The sequence below is a fragment of the Pelomonas lactea genome (assembly GCF_043555885.1).
Taxonomy (GTDB): domain Bacteria; phylum Pseudomonadota; class Gammaproteobacteria; order Burkholderiales; family Burkholderiaceae_C; genus Pelomonas; species Pelomonas lactea.
On sequence record NZ_JBIGHX010000008.1, the window covers coordinates 159,832 to 186,781 of the forward strand.

Here is a 26,950-nt window from a genome sequence, read left to right on the forward strand (position 1 = left end):
GCAAGCCGCGGCGTGGTCCCAGACCGGCTTGCCCGCGTTCAGCGCGGCAAGCTGGGCGAGGGGCCAACAGTCTCTACCGTTTGATGCCCGCCATCACCTGGTCAAACGAGCCGCCGTCCGCAAAGTGCTGCTTGCTGACCTTGGCCCAGCCGCCCAGCGTCTGGTCCACCGTGAACAGTTTGATGTTGGCGAAGCGCTGCGCATGCTTCTTGAAGATGGCCGGGTCGCGCGGGCGGAAGTTGTTCCTGGCGATGATTTCCTGCGCTTCCGGGCTCCAGTGGAAGTCCAGGTAGGCCTTGGCCAGCGCGGCCGTGCCCTTCTTGGCGGCGACCTTGTCGACGATGGCCACGGGCGCATCGGTCTCGATGGAGATGCTGGGGTTGACCTGCTCGAACTGGCCCTTGCCGAATTCGTTCTCGATCAGTTCCACCTCGGCCTCGAAGGTGACGAGCACGTCGCCGATGCCGCGCTGCGTGAAGGTGGTCGTCGCGCCGCGGCCGCCGCCGTCCAGCACGGGCACGTTGGTCAGCACCTTGGTGACCAGCTCGCGCGCCTGGGCCTCGGTGCCGCCATTGGCGATGACGCTGCCCCAGATGGCCAGGTAGCTGTAGCGGCCGTTGCCCGTCACCTTGGGGTTGGGCAGGATGACCTGCACGCCGGGGCGGGCCAGGTCGGCCCAGTCCTTGATGCCCTTGGGGTTGCCCTTGCGCACCAGGAAGGTCATGGTCGACGAGTAGGGCGCAGCGGCGTTGGGGAAGCGGCTGCGCCAGTCGGCGGGCGTGAGGCCGCTGGTGGCGAGCTGGTCCACGTCGGTGGCCTGGTTCATCGTCACCACGTCGGCTTCCAGGCCGCCGATGACGGCGCCGATCTGCTTGCTGGAGCCGCCGTGGCTCTGGTTCACGGCGACGGTCACGCCCTTGGCCTTCTGGGCGGCGATGAAGGCCGGATTGATCTGCTTGTACAGCTCGCGGGCCACGTCGTAGGAGACGTTCAGCAGCGTCGGGTCGGCGGCCAGCGCTGGCAGCGAGGCGGAGGCCGTCAGCAGGGCCAAGGCGGTGCGGCGGGTCAGCAGGGAGAGGGACATGTCGTGACCATCGGTGGAAGCAAAGCCGAGAGGGTGCCCCAAGTCCCTTATTCGCCAAACGACAGTTTGCTTATTTCCTTATTCGGAATGCACCAATCGGTGGCACGCCGCTTGCTGGCTGCATGACCATGCCTTCGCCCGTGCTGCCCACGCTGACCGACCCGCCGCTGGCGGCTGAAGCGGCCCATCGCCGCCTGACGCTGCTGCTGGAAAGCACCGGCGAGGGCATCTTTGGCATCGACATGGCCGGCCGTTGCACCTTCGTGAACCGCGCCGCCTGCGATCAGCTGGGCTGGCGCACCGACGAGGTGCTGGGGCGCAACATGCACCAGCTCATCCACCACTCGCGCGAAAGCGGCGCGCACTACCCCGAGTGCGCCTGCCCCATCTTCAACGCCTTCCGCCGCGGCGAGCCCTGCCGCATCGCCGACGAGGTGCTGTGGCGGGCCGACGGCAGCGCCTTCCCGGCGGAGTATTCGAGCTACCCGGTCATCGAGCATGGCCAGGTGCAGGGCGCCGTCGTCACCTTCGTCGACATCTCCGCCCGCCGCCAGGCCGAGGCCGCGCTGCGCGCCAGTCATGACGAGCTGGAGCAGCGCGTGGCACAGCGCACCGCCCAGCTGCGCGAGCTGGCCCACCACCTGGAGGCCGCCCGCGAGGCCGAGCGCAAGCGCATCGCCCGCGAGGTGCACGACGAACTGGGCTCGCTGCTCGTGGCGCTGAAGATGGACGTGGACTGGCTGGCCCGCCGCGTCGGTGACCCCGGCCAGCGCGAGCCCATGGTGGCCAAGTGCCAGCGCATGGGCGACCTGGTGGACACGGCGGTCGATTCGGTGGGCCGCATCATCACGGACCTGCGCCCGAGCATCCTCGACCACCAGGGCCTGTGGGCCGCGCTGGAGTGGCAGGCACAGGAGTTCCAGCAAGCCGGCAGCGACGAGCGCGAGGTCGACTTCAAGATGCATGTTGCCGCCGGCGTCGCGCCGCCCGAAGGGGGCCTGGCCATTGCCGTGTTCCGCATCTTCCAGGAGGTGCTGTCCAACGTGGCCCGGCATGCGCGGGCGCGCCGGGTCGCCATCCGCATCGACGTGGACGCGCCGCCCGCGCCGGTGCTGTACCTGCAGGTGCGTGACGACGGCGTGGGCGCGGTGCCCGAGGCGCTGGACGATCCGCGCAGCTACGGCGTGCTGGGCATGCGCGAGCGGGCCGCGCACTTCGGCGGGCGCCTCGGCATCGAGAGCTATCCGGGGTGCGGAACCACCGTGCGACTGGTCATGCCCTTGGAGACGGCACCGTGATTCGAGTTCTGATCTGCGACGACCACCTCATCGTGCGCCAGGGCATCAAGCAGGTGCTGGCCGAGGCCGCGGACATCCGCGTGGTCGGCGAGGCGGCCAACGGGCCCGAGGCCATCCAGCAGGTGAGGGCTGCGCCGCCGGACGTCGTGCTGCTGGACATCGCCATGCCGCAGCGCGACGGGCTGGACGTCCTGAAGGCGCTGAAGTCCGAGTTCCCCCGGCTGCCGGTGCTGATGCTGTCCACCTACCCCGACCGCCAGTACGCCGTGCGCAGCTTGAAGCTGGGCGCCGCCGGCTACCTGAACAAGAGCGCCGACAGCGAGCAGATGATCGACGCCGTGCGCAGCGTGGCGCGCGGCAAGCTGTTCATCACGCCCAGCGTGGCCGAGCAGCTGGCCGGCGCCATCGGCGCGGGCGGGCGCACGCCGCAGCACGAGCAGCCGCTGCACGAGACGCTGTCGCACCGCGAGCATCAGGTCTTCCAGCTGCTGGCCGCCGGCCGCAGCGTCGGCGAGATCGCCGGGCAGCTGGTGCTGTCGCCCAACACGGTGTCCACCTACCGGGCCCGCGTGCTGGAGAAGCTCGGCGTGCGCAACGACGTGGAGCTGGCACTGTTCGCCGTGCGCCGGGAGCAGGCGGGATAGGCCTGCTTTCAAAAAAGTAAAACCGCGTTCCGTTTTTGCGCGTTACATTGCCGGCCGCATGCAACACCGCGCCGGCTGGCGCACAGAAAGAGTTCCATGAGCGCCACCCAAGCCATCGCCGAAGCCTTCACCACCGCCCGCGCCGCCGGCCGTTCCCTTGACGCCTACCCCGGCACGCCGCCCGCCACGCTGGCCGAGGCCTACGCCATTCAGGCCGCCGCCATCGCCCGCTGGCCCGACGCCGTCAAGGGCTGGAAGGTGGCCCGCGTGAACCCGGCGTTCGCCACGCAGTTCCCCGAGGAACGCCTAATCGGCCCGGCCTTCGCGCCCAACGTCCACCATGTCGAGGCCGGCGGCACGGCCGCCTGCCCGGTGTTCGAGGGCGGCTTCGCGGCCGTCGAGGCCGAGGTGGTCATCGTCGTTGCGCAGGACGGTCCGGCCGGCAAGGCCGACTGGACGGCCGACACCGTCGCGCCCTTCGTCAAGTCCATGCACATCGGCGTGGAAGTGGCCAGCAGCCCGCTGGCCACGCTGAACGACGTCGGCCCCGGCGCGGTGATCTCCGACTTCGGCAACAACTGGGGCGTCGTCGTCGGCGCCGAGATTGCCAACTGGCGCGAGCTGGAAACGATCGACGTCGAGACTTTCATCGATGGCGCCTCGGTCGGCACCGGCAAGGTCAACATCAAGGCCGGCCCGCTGGGCGCGCTCGCCTTCACGCTGAACAAGCGGGCGCAGCAGGGCACGGTGCTGAAGGCGGGCGACGTGATCTCCACCGGCATGATCACCGGCGTGCACGACATCCGCATCGGCCAGCAGTCGCGCCATGTGTTTGCCGGCGCGGGCGAGGTCAGCGTGCGCATCACGAAGGCCGTGGGCCGATGAGCCGCTGAGCGGCCGAGCCGAGGGGCTCAGGCCTCCTGCGGCGGGAACCGGTCGGTGCGGCCGTCCGCGTGCCGCGCGAAGCGGTCGGCGCTGTCGCCGTGCACCGGCGCCGGGTCGGGCCAGGGCCAGCCGCCGAACTGCGTGCGGCGGTAGTCCTCGAAGGCCTGGCGCAGCTCCTGCTCCGTGTTCATGACGAACGGGCCGTATTGCGCGACCGGCTCGCCGATGGGTCGGCCCTGCAGCATCAGCAGCTCCGCGGCGTCGGCGCCTTCGTTGACGAGCGTGACCGCGGCACCGGCCCGCAATTCCATCGAATGCCGCACGGCCACGGGCTGGCCGTCCACGGCGAGGCGCGAGCCGGCGAAGAAATAGAGCTTGCGGCGCGTGCCGTCGCCCATCGCGGCGGGCAGCACCCAGCGTGCGCCGGGAGCCAGGCGCAGCGTCCAGATGGCCAGGTCCGCGTGCAGCCGCGAGGCCCACGAATCCGGCGGCGGCGACAGCGGGGACAGGACGCCGTCGGGGACGGGCAGGGCGCCCGCGATGCAGACCACGTCCGTCGCGCGCCCGGCCTCATCGACGAAGCGGTGCCGCGGGATGTCCTGCGACCAGAACATCGTGAAGTGCGGCGCCACCATCTTGCTGTCCGCCGGCAGGTTCAGCCAGATCTGGAACAGCTCCAGCGGGTTGGGCTGGTCGGTGCGCAGCAGCGGGAACATCTCCGCATGCACGATGCCCCGGCCGGCCGTCAGCCACTGCACGTCGCCCCCGCCGAAGCGCGCGGCGGCGCCCAGCGAGTCGGCATGGTCGATGCGACCCTGCCGCACGATGGTCACCGTCTCGAAGCCGCGGTGCGGATGGGCCGGAAAGCCCGGCACCTGCTGGCCGTGGTACATGCTCCAGCCCGCTTTGCCCGAGAAATCCGAGCCGATCTGGCGGCCCTTCAACAACGCGGCATCCGGCCCGTAGCGGCCGTTGCCGGGCGGGTAGGCGTCGTCGTGATGCACGCAGAACAGGAAGGGATCGAGCGTGTCCCAGGGCATGCCCAGCGGGGCGACGGAGAGCAGGGTGTCGGGGTAGGGCATGTGATGTGACGGGCGCTTGCGCCGCCGAGTGCGGTGTGCCGAAGTCCGGGGGAAGCCGGCCATGATGCCAGTGCCGGGCTGGCGCTTCACGGGGCGGGTGCGGGCGGTGCGTCCGCGGGATGCAGCCCGCCTGGATGGCCAGACCTGACCATTCCACCGTTGCCAGCGCTGGTGTGCAGGCAGCCCCTTGTAGTGCGCCCCCTACAAAAACTCGCTCACTTCCACGATTCCGCGGCCGCGCGTCGGTTCCTACAGTCGCTGCCAACCCCACGAGCACGTCGCGCGCCCGATTTGCGCCCGGATGTCCTCCGCGGCCTGCCCGAAGCGGCCGAAGCCCCCTCTCGACACCCCGCCTCCACAGGAGCACCGCATGAGCCGCCTCGCAGTCACCGAAAAAATCATCGCCACCAAGGTCGCCAGAGGCATCAAGTGGGCCGACGTGGCCGCCGACATCGGCCTCAGCAAGGAGTGGGTCACCGCCGGCTGCCTGGGCCAGATGACCTTCAACGACGAGCAGGCCGCCAAGCTGGCCAAGACCTTTGACCTCACCGAGGCCGAGACGCAGTGGCTCAAGGTCGTGCCCTACAAGGGCAGCCTGCCGACGAGCGTGCCGACCGACCCGCTGATCTACCGCTTCTACGAACTCATCAGCGTTTACGGCACGACGTTCAAGGAACTGATCCACGAGGAATTCGGCGACGGCATCATGAGCGCCATCGACTTCAAGATGGACCTGCAGCGCGAGCCCAACGCGATGGGCGACCGCGTCAGCATCGTCATGAGCGGCAAGTTCCTGCCGTACAAGACTTACTGATTGGCCCGGCTGATTGGCCCGGCCCTCGCCGGCTTCGCCGTGCCAGGGCCGGAGGCCTTGGCGTCCGGCCTTGCCCCACTCGACAGGCGCCGCTGGTGGCCTGGCACAGCTCGCGGCGGTGGCATGCTGCGCTCCATGGGCATCGCCGGCACGCTGAAGACCTGGGCCGCGCGCATCAAGCGCGACGGCCTGACGCTGTGGTTCGCGGCCCGGCACCCCGGGACGCCCTGGCATGCCCGGGCGTTGGGCGTCATCGTCGTGGCCTACGCGCTCAGCCCCATCGACCTGATCCCGGATTTCATCCCCGTGCTGGGCTATGTCGACGACGTGCTGCTGCTGCCGGCGCTGATCTGGCTGTGCATCCGGCTGCTGCCGGCCCAGGTGCTGGCCGACTGCCGCGCGCAGGCCGATGGCTGGATGGCGGCCCATGGCCGCAAGCCCCGCAGCCGGGCCGGCGCCGTCGTTGTCGTGCTGTTGTGGCTGGCCGCGGGCTACGCCTGCTGGCATCTGCTGGGCCTGGCGCCGCGCGGCGCCTCCTGACCCAGCGCGGGCGTCAGTCGCGCACCGCGAGCATCACGGCATAGGCCTTGAACACGGCGGTGGCCGGCTGGCCCGCGGCCAGCCCCAGGCCGTCCGCCGCGTCGTTGGTGACGCTGGCCGTGACGACCGTGCCGCCCGGCAGCGTCAGGCCGATCAGCGACGACACCGCGCCGCGCTCCACGCGCGACACGGTGCCGGCCAGCTGGTTGCGCGCCGACAGCCGGTAGCCGCCGAAGTCGGTCACCAGCACCACCTCGCTGCTCTTCACCAGCGCCAGCGCCTCCTGGCCGGTGCGCACCTGCAGCTCCTGCGCGGCCTGCGTGGTCAGCGAGGCGGTCACTTCCTGCCCGCTGTCCAGCGCGATGCGCACGGTGGTCGTCGCGGGCCCCGGGTTCACGCCGGCGATGCGACCGAAGAACTGGTTGCGGGCGGTGGTCTTCATGCTCATCCTCTTCAGCAGCGCATCCAGCGCCGGTTGCGTGGCCAGCCAGGCCGCCTGCTCGTGCAGGAAGGCGGCGTGGCGGGCCTGCAGCTCGCGCCAGGCGGCCAGCAAGGCCTGGCCCCCGGCCGTCAGCCGCGTCCCGCCGCCGCCCGCGCCGCCGGTGGCCTTGTCCACCAGCGGCGCGTGAGTCAGCGCATCGGCGGCGTCCAGCACCAGCCAGGCGCCCTTGTAGCTGTAGCCGGCCGCCTTGGCGGCCTTCTGCAGCGAGCCGGTCAGCGACAGCGCGGCCAGCAGGTCGAAGAAGCGGCCATCGAGCCGCCCGGCCAGGCGCAGCTCGCCCTGCAGCAGCGGGTGGTCTTGGGCCGTCATCCCAGCCGTTCCCGCAGGTCGTGCGCGTCGGCGCGCAGGTGCTCGGTGATGCGGCCGCCGTCGAACACCAGCGCCTCATCGGCCAGCTCGATCACGTCGTCCACGTCATGGCTCACCATCACGGCCGGTATGCCCCGTTCCGTGCACGCGCGCTTCAGCTCCGCGCGCAACTCGCGCCGCAGCGCGCTGTGCAGCGCGGCAAACGGCTCGTCCAGCAGCAGCACCTGCGGTTGGCAGGCCAGCGCGCGCGCCAGCGCCACGCGCTGCTGCTGGCCGCCGGACAGCGTGGCCGGCTTGCTGGCCGCCATCGCCGCCAGGCCGAAGGACGCGATCAGCTCATCCACGCGTGCCGCGTCGTCGGCCTTCAGGCGCCGCCGCCAGCTCGTCAGGCCGAAGGCGATGTTGTCGCGCACGCTGAGGTGCGGGAACAGCGCGTAGTGCTGGAACAGATAGCCCACGCCGCGCGCCTCGGGCGGCAGGTTGATGCCGGCGGCGCTGTCCAGCAGCGCGCGGCCGTTCAGCCGCACATGGCCGGCCTGCACCGGCAGCAGCCCGGCCATGGCCTGCAGCGTCAGCGACTTGCCGGCGCCCGACGGGCCGTACAGCGCCACGACGGGCGCGTCGGTCGCGAAGGCGATGTCCAGGTCGAAGCGGCGGCGCGCGTCGCTGACCGAGAGCTGGAGGCGGACGTCGATCAAGGCTTGACGAACCCGTGGCGCGCCAGGATGGCCTGTGCCTCGGCGCTGCCAAGGAAGGCGACGAACTCGCGCGCCAGCGCCGGCTGCCGGCTGTCCGCGACGACCGCCGCCGGGTAGGTGATGGGTGTGTGACCGCCCACCGTGGCCGCGACGCGCAGCTTGTCCTTCGCGATCCCGGCATCGGTGCGGTAGACGAAGCCGGCCTCCACTTCGCCGCGGGCCACGTAGTCCAGCACCTGGCGCACGTTGTCGGCGAAGACGAGTTTGGGGCTGAGCGCCGACCACAGCTGCGCGCTGCCCAGCGCCTGCTGCGTGTAGCGGCCCACCGGCACGGAAGCCACCTTGCCGACGGCGATGCGCTTCACGGCGGGCCCGCTCAGGTCTGCCACGCGCTGCACGGCGCTGTCGGCCGGCACCACCAGCACCAGCGCGTTGGCGGCGACATCGCGCCGCGTGTCGGCCGCGATGAGCTTCTGCGCCGCGGCGCGGTCCATGGTGTCCTGGTCGGCGCTGGCGAACACGTCCACCGGCGCGCCCTGGGCGATCTGCTGCACCAGCACGCCCGACGCGGCAAAGTTGAAGCGCACCGTCACGCCGGGCTTGGCCGCCTCGAAGCGCGCGCCGATGGCCTTGAACGCGTCCGTCAGGCTGGCGGCGGCGGAGACGGTCAGCTGCTGCGCGGCGGCCAGCAGCGGCAGCGAGCAGGCGAGGGCGGCCATCAGGCGTTTCATCATGGCGGGGGCGGGCGTTGCAGGAAGCGGTTGGACAGCACGAGGATGGCCACCGACACGGCCGACACGATCAGGGCCAGCAGCAGCGCGACGTCGTCGCGGCCGGCCTGCACGGCGTCGTAGATGGCCATGGAGGCGGTCTGCGTCTGGCCGGGGATGGAGCCGGCCACCATCAGCGACGCGCCGAACTCGCCCATCGCGCGGGCGAACGCCAGCAGCGTGCCGGCCAGGATGCCGGGCCAGGCCAGCGGCAGCGTCACGCGCACGAAGGTGCTCCAGGCGCACTGGCGCAGCGTGCGCGAGGCGGCCTCCAGGTGGCGGTCCACCTGCGCGAAGGCGCTGCTGGCGCCCTTGAGCACCAGCGGCAGCGCCACCAGCGTGGACGCGATGACGGCGCCGTGCCAGTGGAAGATGACCGTGTAGTCGAAGTGCTCGCGCAGCCAGGCGCCCAGGGCGCTGCGCCGGCCCGTCAGCACCAGGATGCCGTAGCCCAGCACCGTGGGCGGCAGCACCAGCGGCAGCATGCACACGGCCTCCAGCACGCCGCGGCCCGGCAGCCGGGTGCGCGCGAACACCCAGCCCAGCGCCACGCCCAGCGCCAGCGCCAGCAGCGTGGCCACGCCGGCCACGCGCAGCGTCAGCGCCAGCGGCGCGGCGTCGAACTGGGTCCAGAGGTCGGTGGGCATTCTCGCAATGTAGTTGATTACATCGCGTTGGCTGGGGCGAGTCGGCGCTGATGCCGCTCAGCGCCACTCATCACGATTGACGATGCCCCCGGGTTGATCCCTCGTTACAACCCGTGTCAGGTCTGAACAGCTGTCACGCTTGGGGAAAGAGTTATGGGTTCGCATCGCACGAAACTGGCCATGGTTCTGGCGGCGGGTGGCTTGTCCGCCTGCGTGAATCTGCCCTACATCGAGCCGACCCGGCACTCGCCGCCCAACCATGTCTCCGGGGGCTCGCTGGAAGACGCCATCGGCTACGCGGACCGCAGCTACGACGCCTACGAGGGCAAGATCACCGAGGAGTTGCGCCGGCAGCAGGGCCTGTCCACCGCGTTGATCGGCGTGAGCGCCCTGGCCATAGGAGCAGGTCTTGCCGACGCGCACCGCGACGTGTTCCGGGTGCTGGGGCTGGGCAGCGCCACGGCCTATCAGCTGGGCAGCTGGAACAGCAATCCCAAGCGGCTCAGCATCTACGTGGACGGCATGAAGGCGCTGGTCTGCGCCAAGGCGGCGGTGCAGCCGCTGCGCATGAGCAAGGAGGCAAGAGGCCTGGTGCGCAACGCACGAGGCCAGCTGAACGCTGCAGTAAAGGTGGCAGCCGAAGCCATGAAGTTGGCGGGGCCGGCGCGGGTGGCGCCGGGCGAGGGCAGCGGCCCGCAGGCGCTGCAGGCCGAGTTGCTGGGGCTGCAGGGCGATCTTGAGGAAGCCCGCAAGCAGCAGCAGCGCGCCGCCAGCGTGGAGCAACGCGCCGATAGCGCCGGCGCCATGCTGCAGCAGAAGGTCGACGACATCCGCACCATCCTCGACGAGGCCTTGCTGGCCACGCAGGCCGACCCGGCCAACCTGCGCGCGGCCATCCAGGGCCTTGCGGCCTATGCGACGCAGTTCAACACCGACGCGATGGCGGGAAGCCTGGCGATTGCCGAGTTGGTGGTGGGGCCCGGGAAGAGCTCGATCCCCGGGCTGGGCACGAAGCAAAGCCTGGCGCGCACGTCGGACGCTGCGTCTCAGCCCGACGCCAGCCTGGGCGCTGCGCTGGGCGCCGTCAGCGGCGCGCGCATCGAGGTGCAGGGCGCCGTCGCCGAGGTCAAGGGCACGATAGACCGTCAGTTCGAGGGCGTGGCCGCGGGCCTGGGTGGCTGCGGCATCGACATCAGCAAGTTCGCGACCGGGCTGGCGCTGGAGGAGAGCACGCTGAAGATCAAGGCGGGCCAGACCGCCCCCGCCGAGATCCTCATCAAGAGCGGCACCAGGCCTTTCAGGGTGGACGTGTCGACGGTGCCGGGATTGACGGTGAAGCTGTCCGCTGAAGGTGGGGCGGTGCTGGTGTCGGCGGAGACCAAGACGGAAGCCGGCAGTTACGGCTTCAAGGTCCGCGATGCAGCCAGCCAGAGCGCCACGCTGACGGTGACCGTGACGGTAGAGGCCGCCAAGGCCGGCGTTGATGCGGCGCCACTCAGCGGCGACAAGGAGAGCAGGAGCCTGGCTCGCCCCAACCTCTGCAACGGCCTGGAGCAACTTGGCCACGCGCGGACCTGCTACCTGCAGCAGCAGCTGGAAATCGACGTTGACGGCCAGGTCGGGCCACAGACCTGCAAGGCCTTCAGCAGGGCGCTCAGCGGCAAGGTCAGCTCGGCTGAAGACGGGTTCGCGATCGTCGCCCGGGCGGGCAATCTGCGGGTTGGCTCACCCGACGAGGACTACATGAACAGCCTCGGGGCGTCGGAGCTGCAAAGCTGTCGCGCAGGGCTGAAAAAGAAGGCGGCGCGTGATGACGGCCAGGCTGACATTGCCGTCAACGGCAAGGACGCGGACCTCAGCGCCGCGCAGGTCCGCGAGTTGGCCGGGCTGCTGGGCCAGGAGCCCGTTACCGATCTCAATCAGCTCCGCGCGGCGCTGGGGGACAACCAGCGGGCCAGCAAATGCCCCGACACCAAGGGCGTGTTCACGGCGGCCGAGGTCAAGCGGCTGCAAGACAAACGCAAGTGCGGTTGAGCCATGCAGATCGGCCCCGGCACCCGCATCCGCCACGCCGATCTTCAGGAGATCGGCACGCTGGGCTGCGTGCTGCGGCAGCGTGACCTGGCCGACCCCAGGCGCTACCTGCTCAGCGCCGCCCATGTGCTCAACCCCGGCGGCTTCGGCAGGCGGGGCGACCTGATCGAGGCCGAGGACGAGGGCGGCGGCTGGAAGCCGGTCGCCGAACTGGTCGACTGGACTGCCATCAACGGCCTGGTGCCCGACGGCCTGCTCATCGACGCCGCCATCGCCGAAATGAGGCCCGAGTTCGCCACCGGCTGGCAGCCCGTGGCTCAGGCGCTCCGGCCCGTCGCCATGGCGCCGTCCGCGTTCCCCGGCATGGATTTGCGCGTCTACGGCGCGGTGAGCCAGCAGTTGGTCGAGGCCGAGGTGCAGTCCAGCGACGGCAGCATCCTGCTGGACTACCGGCTGGAGCAGTCGGGTTTGCCGCTGTTCGCGATGAAGGTGCGGGGTCAGATTTTTTATGGCCGCAACCTGGGCGGCTGGCAAGCGGTCACCCAAGGTGGCGACAGCGGCGCGCTGGTGGTGGACGCCCAGGGGCGGGCCGTGGGCCTGCACATCGGCAGCACGAGTGCCACGGCCGAGCTCAACGTCAGCGTCTGCACGCCGATGCAGCGCATCCTGGACAAGTTCGGCCTGGTGCTGGATGTCGGCCAGGGCGCGCCCGCTCCAGCCGGTAGCGGCGGCTTTGCGGCGCCGCTGCCGGCAGCGTCGGCGCCTGCGGTGGCGACGACCGACTCGCTGTCCGAGGCCGCCCGGGTGGCGATGGGTGTGCGCATCCTGCCGCTGCTGGAGCCGCACAACTACAACGGCGGTGCGAGCTGGCAGCTGACGCCCCGGGGCGTCATGCTCGGCGCAGAGCTGCCGCGCACGGGGGGCCAGCCGCAGACCGTCGCACGCGTCTGGACGCAGTTCGGCCGCGCCATCTGCCAGTCGGCCCGCAGCAACAAGGTGCCGGTGGAGCTGATCGTCGCCACCATCTGTACCGAGAGCCTCGGCGACCCCGAGGCCAGCCGGGTCGAGCCCGACGGGCGCAGGTCGGTGGGGCTGATGCAGACGCTGATCGACACGGCACGCGTGGTGATGCGCGACCCCACGATAGACGCGACCTGGCTGGTCAGACCCGAGAACTCCATCGACGCCGGCACCGCCTACATCGCCAACGAAAGGCGCCACTCCGCCTTCGATCCGCCCCAGGTGGCGGCCATCTACAACGCGGGCAGCCTGCGCCCGGCCCATGACAACCGCTGGCGGTTTGCGCAGTACGTCGGTTCGCGCACGCATGTGGACAGCTTCGTCGAGTGGTTCAACGATTGCTTCGCCTATTTCGACAGCACCCCGCCCGACCTCGTGGGCGGGGCTCCCAGCTTCTGGAAGCTCTTGAAGGGCTGAACACCATGCCATGCCGCCGCTCCATCCTGGCCTTGCTGGGCCTGCTGCTGGGCACCAGCCTCGCGCCTGCCGCCGCCGATCGTTGCAATCCGCAGGCTGCGGCCCGTGCGAATGCCCTGCTCGAGATCAGCGTGGCGGACGCCCCGGCCGATCTCGTGCTGCAGGCCACGACGGCGCGGCCCGTGCTGCTCGGCAGCGTCAAGCCGCGTATGGATGGCAACACGCTGGCCGAAGACCTGGCCGTGGCCGCGCCGGATCTCCGCTTCGGCGACCTGATGGACAACCAGGCAAGCCTGCAGTCTGCCGAACCCCAGGCCGCCATCGTGGCCACCTCAAACAACCGGCGCTACCGGCTGCAGTTGGTGAACGGCAAGCTCGGCGTGAGCCTGCGCCCCATGCTGGAGCCCGCCGGGCCCATGGTCGTCAAGCGGGGTGCCGTGATGGAGGCGAAAGACGGCAACTGGACCCTTGGCGCCAATGCGCGGCTGGAGTGGGTTGCCACGGCGGCGCAGCCGCTGCGCGTGGTGTTGAACGACTCGGCCCTGCTGCCGCAGGCGGCGCCCGACATCCCGGCTGCGTCGATCGAACTGGCCAGTGCCCGCGTGTCGCCCGGCGCCACCGTGCCTCTGCTGGTGCGCGGCACCGGCCCGGCCCTGGGCAACGCGAATTTCCGGCTGTGCCTGCTCAACGGCAGCAGCGTGGTCGACCTGCCCACCAAGCGCGCAGGCGAGGTGAACGACGGTATCCCGCTGTCCGCCACGCTGCCCGGCGATCTGCGCAAGCGCCTGAGTGACTCACCCGGCTGGTGGCAGACGGTCTGGGGCGAGCCGGTGCGGCTGAAGCTGATGGCCTGGAGCGATGGCCAGCCGGTGCTCGAGCTGCGGCAGGAGGTGCTGATGACCCAGCGCTGGGTGGGGGCCGTGTTCGGCATCCTGGTGCTGGGGGTGATCTACCTCGTCGCCGGGTGGTCGCGCGGGACGCTGCGGCCGCTGACGCTGTTCGACCAGCTCGTCAAGCATGGCAAGACCGGGCGCCTCAGCCTGACCAGCTTCCAGACCCTGTGCTGGACGCTGGTGGTGGTGTTCGCGCTGTGCTTCTCTTGGTATTGCAGCGGCGTGATGCTGGAGCTGCGGCCCGACGTGCTGCAGTTGCTGGGCATCGTGGGTGGCTCGCATGTGCTGACGCGGGCCGTCGAAGCTGCCAAGCCCGCGTCTGCGGATGCCGCAGCGGCCCCGAAGGGCAAGGACCTGGTCACCGATGCAGAGACCGGGGAGTTCGACATCCTGCGCTTCCAGATGCTGGCCTTCACGCTGTTTTCGCTGGTCTATGTGCTGTTCAACGTGTGGATCAGCCACGGTCTGCCCGAGCTGCCGCAAAGCCTCTACTGGCTGATGGGGCTGGGCAACATCGTCCATGTGGGCGCCAAGCTGCCCGAGGCGATGGGCTCCGGCACGCCTGCCGCCAGCGCAACGCTGAACAGCCTCGAGGCCCAGCTCGGTGCCGAGCGCATCCGGGCCATGCAGGCGGCGTTGAGCACACCGCAGACCGGCGTGCTCGACGCCGCGACGCGTGAGGCCCTGGTCAGGCATATGTCGGCCAACGGCCTCTATCCCGTGGGGCAGGTGAGCGAACTGCTGCTGAAGAATCTCGGCGTGTAGGCGATTCGCCGGACACGCCGCCGTGCTGCGATCGGCGGCGTAACGATGGGCCGCTGCCAGCGTGGACAAGGGCACACGGCTATCCTGGCGACCTGCTGCCATGGACCTGCTCACCGACCTCTTCTCCCACCACGGCCTCGTCGCCGTGGCCGCCGCGGTGCTGCTGCACCAGCTCGGCGCGCCGCTGCCGTCCACGCCGCTGCTGCTGCTGCTGCTGGGCGCGGAGTCGGCCACGCGCGACGGCTTCGCGTTCCGCGCGTTCGTCGCCATCACGGCCGCGGCCATGGTGGCCAACGCGCTGTGGTTCTGGGCCGGGCGGCGGGTGCTGAGCGCGCTGTGCGTCGTCTCCATCTCGCCGGACACCTGCGTGCGCCAGAACGAGCTCAGCTTCGCCCGCCGTGGCGTGCTGACGCTGCTGATCGCCAAGTTCGTGCCGGGCCTGTCCATGCTGGCGCCGCCGCTGGCCGGCGCGTTGGGCATGCCCGCCGGGCGCTTCCTGAGCTGGAACCTGCTGGGCTCGGCCGCCTGGGCGGGTGCGGGCCTGCTGGCCGGCCGGGTGTTCCACGCGCAGATCGACGCGCTGCTGCGCGGGCTGAGCCAGCTGGGCGGTGCCGCGCTGGCGCTGGGCGTGGCCGTCGTGGCGGGCTACCTGGCCTGGCGGCTGTGGCACCGCGCGCGGGTGCGCCGCGAGCTGAACCGCTTCGAGCGCCTGGAGCCGGCCGATGTGGCGGCGCTGCAGCGGCAGGGCTGCCAGGTCGTGTTCGTCGACGTGCGCGGCGGCCCGCCGGCCAGCCGCATCCCCGGCGCGCGCCACCTCGACCTCGGCGCGCTGGGTGACGCCGCGCTGGCGGGCTGGCCCGTGGAGGCGGAGTTCGTCACCTACTGCGCCTGCCCCAATGACGTGTCGGCGGCGCGGGCCGCGCAGTGGCTCAAGGCGCGGGGCTACCAGGCGCGCGTGCTGCGCGGCGGTGTCGACGCCTGGGTGCAGGCGGGGCTGGCGCTGGAGCCGGCGTAGTCGGCGCCGTCCGACAGCGCGCCGCGAACGCTGCCGATGCCGCCGCTGGCACGCCGCGGCGAGAGTTGTTCCCAGGCCCGGCGACCGCCGGGCGCGCACAAGGAACATTCCCATGGCAGAAAAGCACACCCCCCTCCGCCTGGACGAGGCCGCGCTGAAGGCCGCCCGCAGCGACCTGGACGACGGCGCCGTGACGCCCGCCTACGGCCCCTGGCGCGACGACATCGTGAAGCTGCTCAACGGCGCGCTGGCCACCGAGCTGACCTGCGTGCTGCGCTACCGCCGGCATCACTTCATGGCCAGCGGGCTGGAGTCGCCCAGCATTGCCGACGAGTTCATGGTGCATGCGAATGCCGAGCTGAGCCACGCCGACCGCCTGGCCGAGCGCATCGTGCAGCTGGGCGGCGAACCCGACTTCAACCCCGACGGACTGCTGCGGCGCAGCCATGCGGACTACGACGCGGTGAACGACCTCAAGGGCATGATCCGCGCCAACCTCATCGCCGAGCGCGTGGCCGTCGAGAGCTACCGCCAGATGATCCACCTCATCGCCGATAAGGACTCGACGACGCGCCGGCTGCTGGAAGACATCCTGGCCGACGAGGAAGAGCACGCCGATGAGCTGAGCGACTGGATGACGCGCGCGTAGCCAGGGCGGCCGGCTCGGGGCCGCGCAGCGCGTGGCCCGCTGATGCACATCGATGGAGACCGACATGCGATTCACCCATCCCTTCTCCCGCAGAGACCGCGAGCCCCGTGCGCTGCTCGCGCCGGACGGCGCCGTGCGCGTGGCAGACCCCGCGCCTCGCCCGCGCACGGTGGTGGTGACGGAGCCCAGGCGCCGCAGCCACGTGCTGCCATGGCTGTTGGCGCTGGGCGCCGGTGCCGCCATCGCGCTGGTGGCCGTCGTCGCGATGCAGGACCCGCGCTCCGTCGGCACGCAGCTGGACGACGCTGTCGCCAGCGTGAGGGACGCTGGCAGCCAGGCCGGGCAGGCCGTGATCGACACGCAGGCCGTGGCCGTCGACGCGTCGCGCAATGCCGTCACCGGCGTCGGCGCGGCCATCGACGATGCCGGCATCACCGCCAAGGTCAAGGCCGCGCTGGCGGTGGACCCGGGCTTGAGCGCCTCGCGCATCGAGGTCAGCACCGCCAACGGCATCGTGCGGCTGGACGGCCCGGCGCCCGACGCCGCCGCCAAGGCCCGTGCGACCGTGCTGGCCGCTGCCCCGCAGGGCGTGCATGGCGTGGACAACCGGCTGACGCTGCCGCCGCCGGGCGCGGTCGTTGCCACGGCCCCGGCCGAGGCGCCTGCCCCCCGCTGACGCCCTCGCGCTTGCGCGCCGCCCGGTGGGGGGCACGGCGATTCGGGGCTTCCGCGGGGCGTGACATGCGTTGCACGCTGACCGAGCAGTCGCCCGGCCAGAAAGCCGTCATCGCGGCGGCGCCGACGCGGGTGCTGTCGGGGGACTCGCCCACAGCAGCGGCGAGACTTTCCCGGCGTTGAGACGGTAGACCTGCTCGGCGTCCAGCGGCAGCAGCAGCCGTTGCCGCACCAGCGCCTGCGTGGCGGCATTGAACCGGCCGAGATAGTCGGCCCGGCCTGCGTAGCGCTCGGACAGCGGCGGGCGCGGGTCGCCGGGCAGCCTGGACGTGGCGTCGATGGCGAACGGGATCGCGCTGCCGGCGGCACTGCAGCCTTCGCCCTCGGCATGGCCCGGGCCGCGCAGGTTCCAGCCCAGGTAGGTGGCCAGCGGCACGGTGACTTCCGGTGTGGCGATGCCGGCGGTCTCGTTGCCGTCGGCATCCACGGCCGGCACCCGCTGCTGATAGGGCCGCGTGAGGTCCGCACGCGGAATGCCGTCCCCGTGCTCGGTGACGAACAGCGTGCTGACCCGGCCCGTGCCGGCCAGCGGCACGGACATGGGCGGCACCGCGCCGCCATCGGCCACGCGCGGATGGGCCGAGGCGGGCGGCTGCCTGCCATGCACCACCCAGTCCTCCAGCGCGACCAGCAGCGCGCGCTCGATGGGCGTCATCGTGACCGGGCTGTTGGCGAAGCGACAGGCGCTGCCGGGATCGGGCGGCCTGACGAGGCCGGTCGTCACGCCGCCGCCGCCGCCGTGCTGCGTGCCGGGCACGAAGTAGTAGCGCACGTTGGCGGGCAGCGGCACGTCGCGGCCGGCGCCGTCGGTGACGTTCAGCGAGCCGCGGCCACCCCACCACTCGAAGCTGCCGTCGATCTGCATGAGCTTGGGGCAGGTGTTGTCGGCCTGGCAGCGCTTGAGCAGGCCGTCGTGGCGGCCGCTGACGGGGTCGGTGAAGGTCGCGTAGCTGAACGGGAACTGGTCGCCCGGCATGAAGTGGTCTTCATGCTGGCGCGACCAGCGTCCTTGCTGCGCGAAGCGCTCGGCCGTCCACGTGCGGCGGCCGCCGGGGATGACGGCCAGCAGGCCGTCGAAGACGGGCTGGCCGTCGGCGGCCTTGTTGAAGCCGCGGTACAAAAAGTCGCGCAGGAAGCGGCCGGACTGCGATGTGCCTTCGCCCAGCACCACGTCGAAGTTGGTGGCCGGCTCGGCCGGGCAGTCGCCGCCGGCAGCGCAGGGCGCGGCCTTCATGTCGTTCAGAGGGTTGGGCTGGCCTTGCGCGTCGCTGCTCGCAGACTTCAGGAAGTGCAGCAGGTCGCGCACTGCGGCGAAGCCGATGGCCGCGACGCGCGGCTCGGCGGCGCGGTAGACGAAGCTGTAGATCGTGCCCTTGTCCGGTGCCACGGTGCCGCCACCGGCCACGGGCAGCGTGGTGGGCGGCGTGAAGCGCACGGCAACCCGGCCGTCGTGCTGCTGCACGTAGGCCCAGTCGGTGACAGGCGCGGCGGGCGTGCTGGCGTAGTCGGCCAGGCCGTCGGCGTTGCGCCAGGCGCGCCGGGCGGTGAACTGCACCTCGCGGCGGTCCTCCAGCGATGCCGGCCGGTAGCTCAGCGGGAACGCGGTGCCGCCGCCGGCCTGGTCGGGGATGAACTCCTCGCGGCTCATGCCGGTCAGCGGTGATCCGTCGGCGGCGGTGGCGACGGGAAAGCGTGTGCCCAGGGCCGCGGTGGCACCGCGGCCGGTCTGCGCGATGTCGCCCTGCCAGCCGCTCCACACCACGGTGTAGCCGCGGCGCAGCAGCGACGGGAAGTCAGGCCCCGGCGCGGCGCCGTCGGCCAGCGCGCCGCCGCCGATGAACACGCCCTGGCCCAGCCGGCCGCCGCGGTTGACGACGTCGTAGAACAGGATGCGGCGCGCGTCGCGGGCGTGCTTGGGGCGCAGCACGGTGGCGTCGGTCGAGTAGCGCACCCAGCCGTCGGCGTCGCGCGGCGCCAGCGGCAGGTCGACGACATCGGCGTTGTCGGGGTGGGTCGGGTCCAGCCGGCCGTGCACGATGGTCGTGATGACGACATACGGGCCGGCGGCGCCAGCCGGCGTGGCGCCGTTGTAGGCGTCCTGGGTGGAGACGATCTCCAAGCGGTCGACGACGCCGGCCGGCGCGGCGAGCGCACCGGTGGCGGCCAGCACGGCGGCCAGCAACATTGTCAGGAAACGCATGCGCAACAGTCCTCCCAGGTCAGCGGTCGGCAGCTTACTGTCGGGCGAGCTGGGCGCTCACCCAGCGGACGACGCCGTCGGGGCCGCCGAACTCGTCCACCGAGCGCACCGGGATGCCGGGGTGTCGCTCCCGCCACATCGCGGCCAGCGTCGAGCCGGGGCCCACCTCCAGCACGCAGCGCGGCTGGCGCTCGGCGAGGGTGTCCATGCATTCGTCCCAGCGCACCGTGCTGGCGATCTGGCCGGCCAGTGCCGTGGCCAGCTGTGCCGGCTGGCGCAGCGCACGCGCGCCGAAGTTGCAGACGACCGGTGCGCGCGCGGGCTGAAGATCGGCAGCCGCCAGGTGCTGCGCGAAAGCCGCGACGGCAGCTGCCATGGCCGGCGTGTGCGATGCCACGGCGATGGGCAGCCGCGTGCAGCGCAGGCCGGCGGCGGCCCAGCGCGCGGCGTGGGCGTCCAGCGCCACGGCGGGGCCGCCGACGATGACGCGCTCGGGGCTGATGCGGATGGCGATGGACAGCGTGCCGGCCGCCTCGGCGAGTGCCAGTGCGCCCGGGCCTTGCACGGCCAGCAGCCCGGTGTGCTGCCCCGTGACGCTGGCGTCCATCGCCTGCGCCCGGCGGGCGGCGAGGGCCAGCGCCGTGGGCGTATCGAACACGCCGGCTGCCGAGCACGCGGCCAGCTCGCCGACGCTGTAGCCGGCCACGGCGATGGGCGAGGGCAGATGCGCGGCCAGCGCCCGCCACGCGGCCAGACACACCCCTGTCAGCAGCGGCTGGGCGACGGCGTTGGTGTTCATCCAGGCCGTATCGGCCAGGCCGGTGCGCCAGTCGCGGCCCAGTTGGTGGCTCAGTGCCTGCAGCACGGGCGCGGCCTCGGGGCGGGTGTCCAGCCACGGCAGCATGCCGGCGTGCTGGGCGCCCTGCCCGGGGAACAGCAGGGCCAGTGCCATTCAGCCCAGCCGCTGCAGCCAGCAGGCGGCCGCCAGCGTGTCCGCCGAGCCGCCCGGGGACAGGTTGCGGCGCACGAACGCGGCCCCGATGGCCTCGGCCGCGGGCCGCCCCTGCGCAGCTCCGCCGGCGGCGAGGAAGCCCCGCGCCGCGGCCTGCGCGAAACGCAGCCCCGCCAGCCCGCCGCGGTGGGCGAGGTTGCTGTCGTCCAGCGCGGCGATGACGGCGAACAAGGTGTCCAGCTGCGCCGCCTGCCGGGGCAGGCCGCGGGCCGTGGCAGCACGCAGCGCAGGGACCGCGGTATTGAACAGCGTCGGGAAACCCTGGGCCGCCTCGGCGGAGGCGCCGCGCAGCCCCAACCGGCGTGCAGCGATGCCGCCCGGCAGCGTGGACGCGCGCGTGGCGCGCCGGGCCAGCGCGTCGCCCCAGTGCCGGTGAAGCGCGGCGCGCACGCCCTCGGGGGTGGGCCGCTCGCCTTGCGCGGCTAGCGCACCGGCCGAGGCGCACAGCAGCCCCAGCATGAAGATGGCCCCCCGGTGCGTGTTGATGCCACCGGTGGCCGCCAGCATGCGGGCCTCGGCGGCGATGCCGGCCTGCTCCAGCGCCTCGAACGGCGCGCCGGCGGCGCCCAGTTCGGCAATGCGCACGAAGTAGCCGCGCAGCGCGAACAGGCTGCGCATGAAGGTGTGCGCGTCCATGTCGGTGTGGCTGCCGCGGTCGGTCAGGGTGACGAGGCCGGGCTTGGGCGACAGCGCCAGTTCGTCGTACAGCGCCAGCGTGGCGGCGCGGCCGATCTGCTGCGCGGTGGGCGCGGCGGCGTGGCGCGCGAGTGGCGCGCTCATGCCAGCGCCTCGCTCGGTTCCCACGCCTGCATGGCCGCGCCTTGCAGGCGCTTCACCAGCAGCGACGTGGCGCGGCCGGCGCGCCAGGCCAGCCATTCGCGCCAGGCCACGGCGCTGTCACCGGGGAAGATGAGCTCGCCGTCCAGCCGGCAGTGGGCGGCCGAGAAGGCGTTCAGCGCCGCCGCCGCCGCGTCGGCCTGCTCGGTGTCGGCGACGCCCACCCACAGGTCGATGTCCGAGCCGTCGCGCACATGCGCCAGCCCCGTGAGGTGCTGCCAGCCGTGGCTGCCGTAGACACGCGCCGCCGTGCGGCTGCCTTGCAGCGCCGCGGCGAGTTCGCGGGCGGGCGCGCGGGCGGCGGGCGGCAGTTGCGCGACGACCTTCTCCAGCCGCGGGAACTCGTCGAAATACAGCACGTCGGCCCGCGCCACGCGCAGCGCCAGCCGGCGGCGGCTCCACCGCGCCGGGGCGCACAGGCCCAGCGCGATGGCGTCGTCGTCCGGGGCCTGGCGCGTGACGACGACCGGCAGCCTGTGCTCCGCCCAGTGGCGCAGGCAGGCATGGGCTTCGTCGTCCCAGTCACCGTCCAGCAGCCGTTGCCAGCCGGGGTGCGACAGCCAGGCGATCTGGTGGCGGTGCAACGGCGTCATGGTGCGTCCAGCACCTGCTGCATGACGCGGGCCGCGAGCCGCCGGCCACCGCGTTCGGCGCCGTCCTTGGCACGGCGGTCGTGCGTCGGCGCCTCCGCCAGCGCCTCGCGCAGAGCGGCGGCCAGGTCACCTTGCCACAGCTTGCGCACGCCGCCCATGGCGACGTAGTTGTCCACGCCAGGTGCGAACACCGGGTTGGACTCCGACAGCGCCGCCAGCATCGCCTCGGGCAGCTTGGTGACGCGGGCCATCGCCGGCAGCCGCATGACGCGGATCTCCGCCTCGGGCAGCGCGTCGCAGGCGTCGGCAATCAGGCCGGAGGTGATGAAGCCGCCGGACAGTGCCTGGTCGTACACCAGCCCCAGCACGCGGTGGCCGCGGCGGCGCGCCAGGTCCAGCGTCATGCCCAGGTGGGCCATGGCACGGTTGATGCCTAGCAGTTCGTCGCGGCGGCGCAGTTGCTGGCCTTGGGTGTCGATGAGCAGCAGGAGGGGGCGGCCGGGGTGCTGGGCCATGGTGTCCAGCACCTGGCGGGCCTGCTGCAGCGCGAGTTGCACGCCGATGGGGGCGTGGTCCGTGGTGCCGATGACGGTCAGGGGCTCGCCGTCGAACGTGACCTCGCCGTGCAGAAAGTCGCCGGTGCGGGTGATGCCGTGATCGGCGCCGAACAGGCGCGTGGCCAGGAGTTGCCAGTCCATCAGTGCGCTCCCAGGGCCAGCACGCCGGCCACGTCCAAATCCGGCACGCGCCGCGGTTCGGCCACGCCCAGCGCGGCCCACAGGGTGGTGGCCTCGGCGCCTTCGAAGGTGAGCCGGGCGGCCAAGCGCGCGTGCTCCGCTTCCAGGCTCGCCAGCGTGACGGGGCGGCTGGCGTCCAGGGCCGCGATGGCGGCTTCACGGAAGGCGGCCACGTCGTCTTCCACCAGCGCGTCGCAGTCGCCGGTGAGCCAGCGGTGCTTGCCGCCGGTGGTGCGCCACACCAGCGCGCGGTCGCGCGAGTCGTATTCCTCCACGCCGTGCGAGGCCTCGATCACCTCGGGGCCGGACATGGCCAGGCGCCCGATGTCGCTCATGACGATGTGGTCGGCACAGCGCGCCACGATGCCCATGCCGCCAAAGCAGCCGCCCGAGCCACCGATCAGCACCACCACCGGAATGCCAGCGGCGCGCACGTCCAGCAGCGCGCGCATCACCTCGGACACGGCGATCAGCCCGGCGTTGGCTTCGTGCAGGCGCACGCCGCCGGATTCGGCCAGCAGCAGCACCGCGTCGGGCTGGTCGCGCAGCGCGCGCTGCAGCAGGCCGACGAGCTTGGCGCCGTGCACCTCGCCCACGCCGCCGCCCATGAACTGGCCTTCCTGCGCGGCGACGAACACCGGGCGGCCCGCCAGCGTGGCGCGGCCGATGGCCACGCCGTCGTCAAACGACGATGGCACGCCCAGTTGGGCCAGGTGCGGGCTGGTGAGCTTCATCGCGGGCGGCAGCCACTCGTGGAAGCTGCCTTCGTCCAGCAGCAGCGCCAGCCGCTCGCGCGCGGAGCATTCGGCAAAAGAGATCATGGCTGCAGCTCCTGCGCGGCCTGGTCCAGCCGCAGGCTGACGACGGCGGGCGTGGCGCCCATGTCGTGGATGGAGACCTGCACGCCGGCCAGCGCATGGCGGGCGTGAAAGTCCTGCACCACCGCGGCCCAGATGGCGCTGAAGCCGCGGGCGGAGGTTTCGATGTGCACGCGGCAGTCGCTGCCGGCCGCCGGCTCCAGCAGCACTTCCAGGTTGCCCGAGCCCACCACGCCCACCAGCACGGGCGTGAAGGCACCGGCTGGGCGGGTGCCGGGGAAGGTGTAGTCCAGGGTTTCGAGTCCGGGTTGCATGGTTGAACTCACCAGTTGCGGAAGCGCTTCGGGGGCGCGTACAGGCCGCCGGAGGCGCGCACGAGGTCGCGCATGCTGCGGGCGGCCAGCAGGTTGCGGGTGGCGTCGCGCGGGTCGATGCCGAGGTCGGCCGGGCGCTGGATGACGCCGCGGTCGCGCAGGTTCTCCACCATGGCCTTGTCGCGCGCCAGCCCCACCGCGGTGTAGCCGGCCACGCCGCGGATGGCCTGCTCACGCTCGTCGTCGGTGCGGCACAGCAGCAGGTTGGCGATGCCTTCCTCGGTGAGCACGTGGGTCACGTCCTCGCCGTAGATCATGATCGGCGGCAGGTCCATGCCGGCCTGTTGCTGCAGCGTCCATGCGTCCAGCCGCTCGACGAAGGCGGGCTGCATGTGCTCGCGGAAGGTCTCCACCATCTGCACGACGAGCTTCTGCCCCCGCGGCGTGCCGGCGGCCCCGGCGCGGCCCTGCCGGGCCTCGGCGCCGGCCTTGAGCCAGGCGGGGCTGGCGTGGCGGCGGCCGCGGGCGTCGGCGCCCATGTTGGGCGCGCCGCCAAAGCCGGTGATGCGGCCCAGCGTGGCGGTGGAGCTGTTGCCTTGCAGGTCCATCTGCAGCGTGGAGCCGATGAACAGGTCGCAGGCGTAGTGGCCGGCCGCCTGGCAGAACGCGCGGTTGCTGCGCAGGCTGCCGTCAGCCCCGGTGAAGAACACGTCCGACCGGGCACGGATGTAGTCCTCCATGCCCAGCTCGGAGCCGAAGGAGTGCACCGACTGCACCCAGCCCGCCTCGATGGCCGGGATGAGCGCGGGGTGCGGGTTCAGCGCCCAGTGCTGGCAGATCTTGCCCTTCAGTCCCAACTGCTCGCCGTAGGTGGGCAGCAGCAGTTCGATGGCCGCGGTGTCGAAGCCGATGCCGTGGTTGAGCCGCTGCACGCCGTACTCGGCGTAGATGCCCTTGATGGCCATCATGGCCATCAGCACCTGGATCTCGCTGATCTGCGCCGGGTCGCGCGTGAACAGCGGCTCGATCAGGTTGGGCTTGGGCGCCTGAACGACGAAGTCCACCCAGTCGGCCGGGATGTCGATGCGGGGCAGGGCGGTGCCGTCGGGCACGATCTCGTTGACCTGCGCGATGACGAGTCCGCCCGAGAACGCCGTGGCCTCGACGATGGCTGGCGTGTCTTCGGTGTTGGGGCCGGTGTAGAGGTTGCCGTGGCGGTCGGCCGCGTGGGCGGCCACCAGCGCGACCTTGGGCGTCAGGTCCACGAAGTAGCGTGCGAAGAGCTCCAGGTAGGTGTGGATGGCGCCGATCTCGATGCCGCCGCTGCTCACCAGCTTGGCCAGGCGCGCGCCTTGCGGGCCACTGAACGAGAAGTCCAGCCGGCGGGCGATGCCGCTCTCGAACACGTCCAGGTGCTCGGGCAGCGCCAGCACCGACTGCACCATGTGCAGGTCGTGCACGCGGGCCACGTCCACCTGCGTCAGTGCCTGGGCCAAAAAGTCGGCCTGCTTCTGGTTGTTGCCTTCCAGGCAGACGCGGTCGCCCGGCTGCAGCACGGCTTCCAGCAGCGGCACGGCCGCGTCGGTGGCCACGACACGGCCCTGCAGCCGGTGGCCCAGGGCAGCGGCGGCGCGGGCTAGACGGTCACGGCGCTGGCGGTCGCGCAGGTTCCAGGCGGGGGCGTTCATCGACGTCTCCTCAGCGGGGGGCGTTGACGGCGCCCATCACCAGGTCCGGCAGGCCGGTGGCAATGGCGGGAACCAGGCAGATCAGCAGCACCGCCAGCAGCATCAACACCACGAACGGCAGCACGCCCCAGATGATGTCGCGCAGCTCGATGTCGGGCGCGATGTTCTTGATGACGAAGATGTTCAGGCCCACCGGCGGGTGGATGAGGCCGGTTTCCATCACGATGGTCATCAGGATGCCGAACCAGATCAGGTCGAAGCCGGCAGCCTTGAGCGGCGGCAGGATGATGGGGGCGGTCATCAGGATGATGCTGACGGGCGGCAGGAAGAAGCCGAGCAGGATCACCATCAGCAGCACCGAGGCCAGCAGCACCCACTTGGAGAGCTGCATGCCGACGATCCACTCCGCGGCGGCCTGGCTGATGTGCAGGTAGCTCATCACATAGCTGAACAGCAGCGACATGCCGATGATGAACATCAGCATGGTCGACTCCTTCAGCGTCGACGTGAGGATGGGCGCCACATCCGTGGGGCGCCACACGCCGTAGATGGTGGCGATCAGCAACAGGGCCAGCAGGGCGCCCAGGCCGGCGGTTTCCGACGGCGTGGCAAAGCCGCCGTACAGGGCCACCATCACGCCGATCAACAGCAGCACGAACGGCACCACGCGCGGCAGCATCTCGAACTTCTGGCGGGTGGTGAAGCTCTCCTGCTCCAGCAGCGCCGAGGCGGCACCGGTGCGCTTGAACTCGGCCTCGGCCAGCGCGTGCTCCTTGCGGTAGCGCAGGCCGGCGTAGATGGCGAACAGCACCACCAGCAGCACGCCGGGGAAGATGCCGGCGAGGAACAGCCGGCCCAGCGACTGCTCGGCCGCCACGGCGTACAGGATCATCGTGATGGACGGCGGCAGCAGGATGCCCAGCGTGCCCCCGGCCGCGATGATGCCGGCCGCAAAGCCCGGCGAGTAGCCGCGCTTGCGCATCTCCGGGATGCCGGCGCTGCCGATGGCCGAGCAGGTGGCCGGGCTGGAGCCCGCCATGGCGGCGAACAGTGCGCAGGCGAACACGTTGGCAATGCCCAAGCCGCCGGGGATGCGGCCCATCCACACGTGCATGGCCGCATACAGGTCTTGACCCGCGCGGGACTTGCCGATGGCTGCGCCCTTCAGGATGAACAGCGGAATGGACAGCAGCGTGATGCTGGCCATCTCCTCGTAGACGTTCTGCGTGACCGTGTCCAGCGCCGAGGCGGGCATGAAGAAGGCCATGAACAGCGTGGCGACGCTGCCCAGCGCAAAGGCAATGGGCGCGCCCGAGAACATGAACAGCAGCGTGACGATGCCGAACAGGGCGCCGAGAGCGAGCATGCTCATGCGGTGGCTCCTTGGTGGGGTTTGAACAGGCCGTTGATGCGAGCCACGAGTTGGATCAGCAGTTGCAGGCTCAGCAGGGTCATGCCCGCGGCCATCAGGCCGTAGGGAATCCACAGCGGGGGCGCCCAGGAGGACGACGTGGTTTGCCCCTCGGCCCAGGCCTCGTGGAACAGCGTCCACGACTTCCAGGCGAAGAAGCTGCAGAAGGCGGTGCACAGCAGGTCCACCAGCATCAGCCGCAGGCGGTTCACCGCGCGGGGCAGCAGGCCGGCCACCGCCTCGATGCCCACGTGGCCGCGCAGTTGCTGCACGAAGGCGCCGCACATGAAGGTGGCGCCCACCAGCAGGAAGACGGCGGCCTCGTCTTGCCAGTCGGTGGAGGCTTTCATCAGGTAGCGCGACACGATGCTGTACGTCAGCACGCACGACGCCACCAGCAGCGCCAGCATGCCCAGCACCACCATCGCGTGGTTGATGAGGTGCAGCAGGCGCGCGACCGGCTGCAGCAGCGCGGGCGTGTCGGGGTCAATGCCGGCCGTGGCCGGCTTCAGCTCGAAACCGTGGCTCATGGCGCGGCC

Annotated in this window: 27 protein-coding genes; 11 read left to right on the plus strand and 16 right to left on the minus strand. The window is 71.5% G+C overall.

Annotation, left to right across the window (positions count from 1 at the left end; all coding sequences use genetic code 11):
• Positions 1-73 precede the first annotated feature (73 nt).
• Entirely contained in the window at positions 74-1,084 is a 1,011-nt protein-coding gene (locus ACG04Q_RS20310) for a sulfate ABC transporter substrate-binding protein (RefSeq protein ID WP_394513157.1), read from the minus strand.
• A gap of 128 nt (positions 1,085-1,212) precedes the next feature.
• Here ACG04Q_RS20310 and ACG04Q_RS20315 point away from each other — a divergent pair, with 128 nt between their 5' ends.
• The 3 genes from ACG04Q_RS20315 (at position 1,213) to ACG04Q_RS20325 (ending at position 3,911) form a co-directional block, all read left to right on the plus strand.
• The gene (locus ACG04Q_RS20315) at positions 1,213-2,382 is read left to right on the plus strand and encodes a PAS domain-containing sensor histidine kinase (protein ID WP_394513352.1); all 1,170 of its coding nucleotides are present in this window, start codon (positions 1,213-1,215) and stop codon (positions 2,380-2,382) included.
• On the plus strand, positions 2,379-3,026 hold the full coding sequence (locus ACG04Q_RS20320; RefSeq protein WP_394513158.1) for a response regulator: 648 nt from the start codon (positions 2,379-2,381) through the stop codon (positions 3,024-3,026). The genes ACG04Q_RS20315 and ACG04Q_RS20320 overlap by 4 nt, the downstream gene beginning before the upstream one ends.
• A 96-nt stretch (positions 3,027-3,122) precedes the next feature.
• Complete coding sequence (locus tag ACG04Q_RS20325) at positions 3,123-3,911, plus strand: hypothetical protein (RefSeq protein WP_394513159.1); 789 nt, start codon at positions 3,123-3,125, stop codon at positions 3,909-3,911.
• A gap of 26 nt (positions 3,912-3,937) precedes the next feature.
• On the opposite strand, the gene ACG04Q_RS20330 is transcribed toward ACG04Q_RS20325, so the two are convergent.
• Entirely contained in the window at positions 3,938-4,993 is a 1,056-nt protein-coding gene (locus ACG04Q_RS20330; protein WP_394513161.1) for a pirin family protein, read from the minus strand.
• Positions 4,994-5,363: 370 nt separating this feature from the next.
• Between ACG04Q_RS20330 and cynS the strand changes: the two genes are divergently transcribed.
• Together cynS and ACG04Q_RS20340 are read left to right on the plus strand one after the other, a co-directional pair.
• A complete protein-coding gene (gene cynS, locus ACG04Q_RS20335) occupies positions 5,364-5,807 on the plus strand; it encodes a cyanase (protein ID WP_394513163.1) in 444 nt (147 codons plus the stop codon).
• A gap of 135 nt (positions 5,808-5,942) precedes the next feature.
• Positions 5,943-6,347 carry a YkvA family protein gene (locus ACG04Q_RS20340; RefSeq protein WP_394513353.1) on the plus strand — a complete coding sequence of 135 codons (405 nt, stop codon included), beginning with the start codon at positions 5,943-5,945 and terminating at the stop codon, positions 6,345-6,347.
• A gap of 13 nt (positions 6,348-6,360) precedes the next feature.
• Here the strand turns inward: ACG04Q_RS20340 and ACG04Q_RS20345 are convergent, their stop codons facing one another.
• From ACG04Q_RS20345 to modB, 4 genes are read right to left on the minus strand one after another with little or no spacing between them, the layout of a single operon-like run.
• Positions 6,361-7,158 carry a TOBE domain-containing protein gene (locus ACG04Q_RS20345; RefSeq protein ID WP_394513164.1) on the minus strand — a complete coding sequence of 266 codons (798 nt, stop codon included), beginning with the start codon at positions 7,156-7,158 and terminating at the stop codon, positions 6,361-6,363.
• The gene (locus ACG04Q_RS20350; RefSeq protein ID WP_394513166.1) at positions 7,155-7,856 is read right to left on the minus strand and encodes a sulfate/molybdate ABC transporter ATP-binding protein; all 702 of its coding nucleotides are present in this window, start codon (positions 7,854-7,856) and stop codon (positions 7,155-7,157) included. The genes ACG04Q_RS20345 and ACG04Q_RS20350 overlap by 4 nt, the downstream gene beginning before the upstream one ends.
• Positions 7,853-8,575: a molybdate ABC transporter substrate-binding protein gene (modA, locus tag ACG04Q_RS20355; RefSeq protein WP_394513167.1), complete on the minus strand. Its 723-nt coding sequence runs from the start codon at positions 8,573-8,575 to the stop codon at positions 7,853-7,855. The genes ACG04Q_RS20350 and modA overlap by 4 nt, the downstream gene beginning before the upstream one ends.
• Before the next feature lie 11 nt (positions 8,576-8,586).
• Positions 8,587-9,273: a molybdate ABC transporter permease subunit gene (gene modB, locus ACG04Q_RS20360; RefSeq protein ID WP_394513168.1), complete on the minus strand. Its 687-nt coding sequence runs from the start codon at positions 9,271-9,273 to the stop codon at positions 8,587-8,589.
• 213 nt (positions 9,274-9,486) lie between these two features.
• On the opposite strand from modB, the gene ACG04Q_RS20365 reads away from it, so the two are divergent.
• From ACG04Q_RS20365 to ACG04Q_RS20390, 6 genes are all read left to right on the plus strand, one after another.
• Positions 9,487-11,307, plus strand: a complete 1,821-nt coding sequence (locus ACG04Q_RS20365; protein ID WP_394513170.1) for a hypothetical protein — start codon at positions 9,487-9,489, stop codon at positions 11,305-11,307.
• A 3-nt stretch (positions 11,308-11,310) separates the two neighbouring features.
• Entirely contained in the window at positions 11,311-12,744 is a 1,434-nt protein-coding gene (locus ACG04Q_RS20370; protein ID WP_394513172.1) for a transglycosylase SLT domain-containing protein, read from the plus strand.
• Between the two features lie 5 nt (positions 12,745-12,749).
• On the plus strand, positions 12,750-14,402 hold the full coding sequence (locus ACG04Q_RS20375) for a hypothetical protein (RefSeq protein WP_394513173.1): 1,653 nt from the start codon (positions 12,750-12,752) through the stop codon (positions 14,400-14,402).
• Positions 14,403-14,502: 100 nt separating this feature from the next.
• Positions 14,503-15,417 carry a VTT domain-containing protein gene (locus ACG04Q_RS20380; protein WP_394513175.1) on the plus strand — a complete coding sequence of 305 codons (915 nt, stop codon included), beginning with the start codon at positions 14,503-14,505 and terminating at the stop codon, positions 15,415-15,417.
• A 112-nt stretch (positions 15,418-15,529) separates the two neighbouring features.
• On the plus strand, positions 15,530-16,066 hold the full coding sequence (locus ACG04Q_RS20385) for a ferritin-like domain-containing protein (protein ID WP_394513176.1): 537 nt from the start codon (positions 15,530-15,532) through the stop codon (positions 16,064-16,066).
• 64 nt (positions 16,067-16,130) lie between these two features.
• Positions 16,131-16,742 carry a BON domain-containing protein gene (locus ACG04Q_RS20390; protein WP_394513177.1) on the plus strand — a complete coding sequence of 204 codons (612 nt, stop codon included), beginning with the start codon at positions 16,131-16,133 and terminating at the stop codon, positions 16,740-16,742.
• Positions 16,743-16,850: 108 nt separating this feature from the next.
• On the opposite strand, the gene ACG04Q_RS20395 is transcribed toward ACG04Q_RS20390, so the two are convergent.
• Genes ACG04Q_RS20395 through ACG04Q_RS20440 form a run of 10 tightly spaced genes read right to left on the minus strand, consistent with a single transcriptional unit; the run spans position 16,851 to position 26,941 of the window.
• Complete coding sequence (locus ACG04Q_RS20395; protein ID WP_394513178.1) at positions 16,851-19,001, minus strand: alpha/beta hydrolase domain-containing protein; 2,151 nt, start codon at positions 18,999-19,001, stop codon at positions 16,851-16,853.
• Between the two features lie 34 nt (positions 19,002-19,035).
• Positions 19,036-19,953, minus strand: coding sequence for an acyltransferase domain-containing protein (locus ACG04Q_RS20400; RefSeq protein ID WP_394513180.1), 918 nt, complete (start codon positions 19,951-19,953; stop codon positions 19,036-19,038).
• Positions 19,954-20,793 (minus strand): triphosphoribosyl-dephospho-CoA synthase MdcB, encoded by an 840-nt coding sequence (gene mdcB / locus ACG04Q_RS20405; protein ID WP_394513182.1) that lies wholly within the window; start codon positions 20,791-20,793, stop codon positions 19,954-19,956.
• Positions 20,790-21,443 carry a malonate decarboxylase holo-[acyl-carrier-protein] synthase gene (gene mdcG, locus ACG04Q_RS20410; protein ID WP_394513184.1) on the minus strand — a complete coding sequence of 218 codons (654 nt, stop codon included), beginning with the start codon at positions 21,441-21,443 and terminating at the stop codon, positions 20,790-20,792. Before mdcG ends, mdcB begins: the two co-directional genes overlap by 4 nt.
• On the minus strand, positions 21,440-22,141 hold the full coding sequence (locus ACG04Q_RS20415) for a biotin-independent malonate decarboxylase subunit gamma (RefSeq protein WP_394513185.1): 702 nt from the start codon (positions 22,139-22,141) through the stop codon (positions 21,440-21,442). The genes mdcG and ACG04Q_RS20415 overlap by 4 nt, the downstream gene beginning before the upstream one ends.
• Positions 22,141-23,001 (minus strand): biotin-independent malonate decarboxylase subunit beta, encoded by an 861-nt coding sequence (locus ACG04Q_RS20420; protein ID WP_394513187.1) that lies wholly within the window; start codon positions 22,999-23,001, stop codon positions 22,141-22,143. Before ACG04Q_RS20420 ends, ACG04Q_RS20415 begins: the two co-directional genes overlap by 1 nt.
• Positions 22,998-23,312, minus strand: a complete 315-nt coding sequence (gene mdcC / locus ACG04Q_RS20425; RefSeq protein WP_394513189.1) for a malonate decarboxylase acyl carrier protein — start codon at positions 23,310-23,312, stop codon at positions 22,998-23,000. Before mdcC ends, ACG04Q_RS20420 begins: the two co-directional genes overlap by 4 nt.
• Positions 23,313-23,320: 8 nt before the next feature.
• Positions 23,321-25,000 carry a malonate decarboxylase subunit alpha gene (gene mdcA / locus ACG04Q_RS20430; protein WP_394513191.1) on the minus strand — a complete coding sequence of 560 codons (1,680 nt, stop codon included), beginning with the start codon at positions 24,998-25,000 and terminating at the stop codon, positions 23,321-23,323.
• A 10-nt stretch (positions 25,001-25,010) separates the two neighbouring features.
• Positions 25,011-26,372, minus strand: a complete 1,362-nt coding sequence (locus tag ACG04Q_RS20435) for a TRAP transporter large permease (RefSeq protein ID WP_394513193.1) — start codon at positions 26,370-26,372, stop codon at positions 25,011-25,013.
• Positions 26,369-26,941 (minus strand): TRAP transporter small permease, encoded by a 573-nt coding sequence (locus tag ACG04Q_RS20440; protein WP_394513195.1) that lies wholly within the window; start codon positions 26,939-26,941, stop codon positions 26,369-26,371. The genes ACG04Q_RS20435 and ACG04Q_RS20440 overlap by 4 nt, the downstream gene beginning before the upstream one ends.
• Between the last annotated feature and the right edge of the window lie 9 nt (positions 26,942-26,950).

Coding starts and splice junctions, on each gene's coding strand:
- ACG04Q_RS20380 (WP_394513175.1), top strand. CDS start 14,503: ATGGACCTGCTCACCGACCTCTTCTCCCACCACGGCCTCGTCGCCGTG.
- ACG04Q_RS20375 (WP_394513173.1), top strand. CDS start 12,750: ATGCCATGCCGCCGCTCCATCCTGGCCTTGCTGGGCCTGCTGCTGGGC.
- modA (WP_394513167.1), bottom strand. CDS start 8,575: ATGGCCGCCCTCGCCTGCTCGCTGCCGCTGCTGGCCGCCGCGCAGCAG.
- ACG04Q_RS20420 (WP_394513187.1), bottom strand. CDS start 23,001: ATGATCTCTTTTGCCGAATGCTCCGCGCGCGAGCGGCTGGCGCTGCTG.
- ACG04Q_RS20395 (WP_394513178.1), bottom strand. CDS start 19,001: ATGCGTTTCCTGACAATGTTGCTGGCCGCCGTGCTGGCCGCCACCGGT.
- cynS (WP_394513163.1), top strand. CDS start 5,364: ATGAGCCGCCTCGCAGTCACCGAAAAAATCATCGCCACCAAGGTCGCC.
- ACG04Q_RS20370 (WP_394513172.1), top strand. CDS start 11,311: ATGCAGATCGGCCCCGGCACCCGCATCCGCCACGCCGATCTTCAGGAG.
- ACG04Q_RS20330 (WP_394513161.1), bottom strand. CDS start 4,993: ATGCCCTACCCCGACACCCTGCTCTCCGTCGCCCCGCTGGGCATGCCC.
- ACG04Q_RS20325 (WP_394513159.1), top strand. CDS start 3,123: ATGAGCGCCACCCAAGCCATCGCCGAAGCCTTCACCACCGCCCGCGCC.
- modB (WP_394513168.1), bottom strand. CDS start 9,273: ATGCCCACCGACCTCTGGACCCAGTTCGACGCCGCGCCGCTGGCGCTG.
- ACG04Q_RS20440 (WP_394513195.1), bottom strand. CDS start 26,941: ATGAGCCACGGTTTCGAGCTGAAGCCGGCCACGGCCGGCATTGACCCC.
- ACG04Q_RS20345 (WP_394513164.1), bottom strand. CDS start 7,158: ATGACGGCCCAAGACCACCCGCTGCTGCAGGGCGAGCTGCGCCTGGCC.
- ACG04Q_RS20415 (WP_394513185.1), bottom strand. CDS start 22,141: ATGGACTGGCAACTCCTGGCCACGCGCCTGTTCGGCGCCGATCACGGC.
- ACG04Q_RS20315 (WP_394513352.1), top strand. CDS start 1,213: ATGCCTTCGCCCGTGCTGCCCACGCTGACCGACCCGCCGCTGGCGGCT.
- mdcA (WP_394513191.1), bottom strand. CDS start 25,000: ATGAACGCCCCCGCCTGGAACCTGCGCGACCGCCAGCGCCGTGACCGT.
- ACG04Q_RS20435 (WP_394513193.1), bottom strand. CDS start 26,372: ATGAGCATGCTCGCTCTCGGCGCCCTGTTCGGCATCGTCACGCTGCTG.
- ACG04Q_RS20310 (WP_394513157.1), bottom strand. CDS start 1,084: ATGTCCCTCTCCCTGCTGACCCGCCGCACCGCCTTGGCCCTGCTGACG.
- mdcG (WP_394513184.1), bottom strand. CDS start 21,443: ATGACGCCGTTGCACCGCCACCAGATCGCCTGGCTGTCGCACCCCGGC.
- ACG04Q_RS20340 (WP_394513353.1), top strand. CDS start 5,943: ATGGGCATCGCCGGCACGCTGAAGACCTGGGCCGCGCGCATCAAGCGC.
- mdcB (WP_394513182.1), bottom strand. CDS start 20,793: ATGAGCGCGCCACTCGCGCGCCACGCCGCCGCGCCCACCGCGCAGCAG.
- ACG04Q_RS20400 (WP_394513180.1), bottom strand. CDS start 19,953: ATGGCACTGGCCCTGCTGTTCCCCGGGCAGGGCGCCCAGCACGCCGGC.
- mdcC (WP_394513189.1), bottom strand. CDS start 23,312: ATGCAACCCGGACTCGAAACCCTGGACTACACCTTCCCCGGCACCCGC.
- ACG04Q_RS20385 (WP_394513176.1), top strand. CDS start 15,530: ATGGCAGAAAAGCACACCCCCCTCCGCCTGGACGAGGCCGCGCTGAAG.
- ACG04Q_RS20390 (WP_394513177.1), top strand. CDS start 16,131: ATGCGATTCACCCATCCCTTCTCCCGCAGAGACCGCGAGCCCCGTGCG.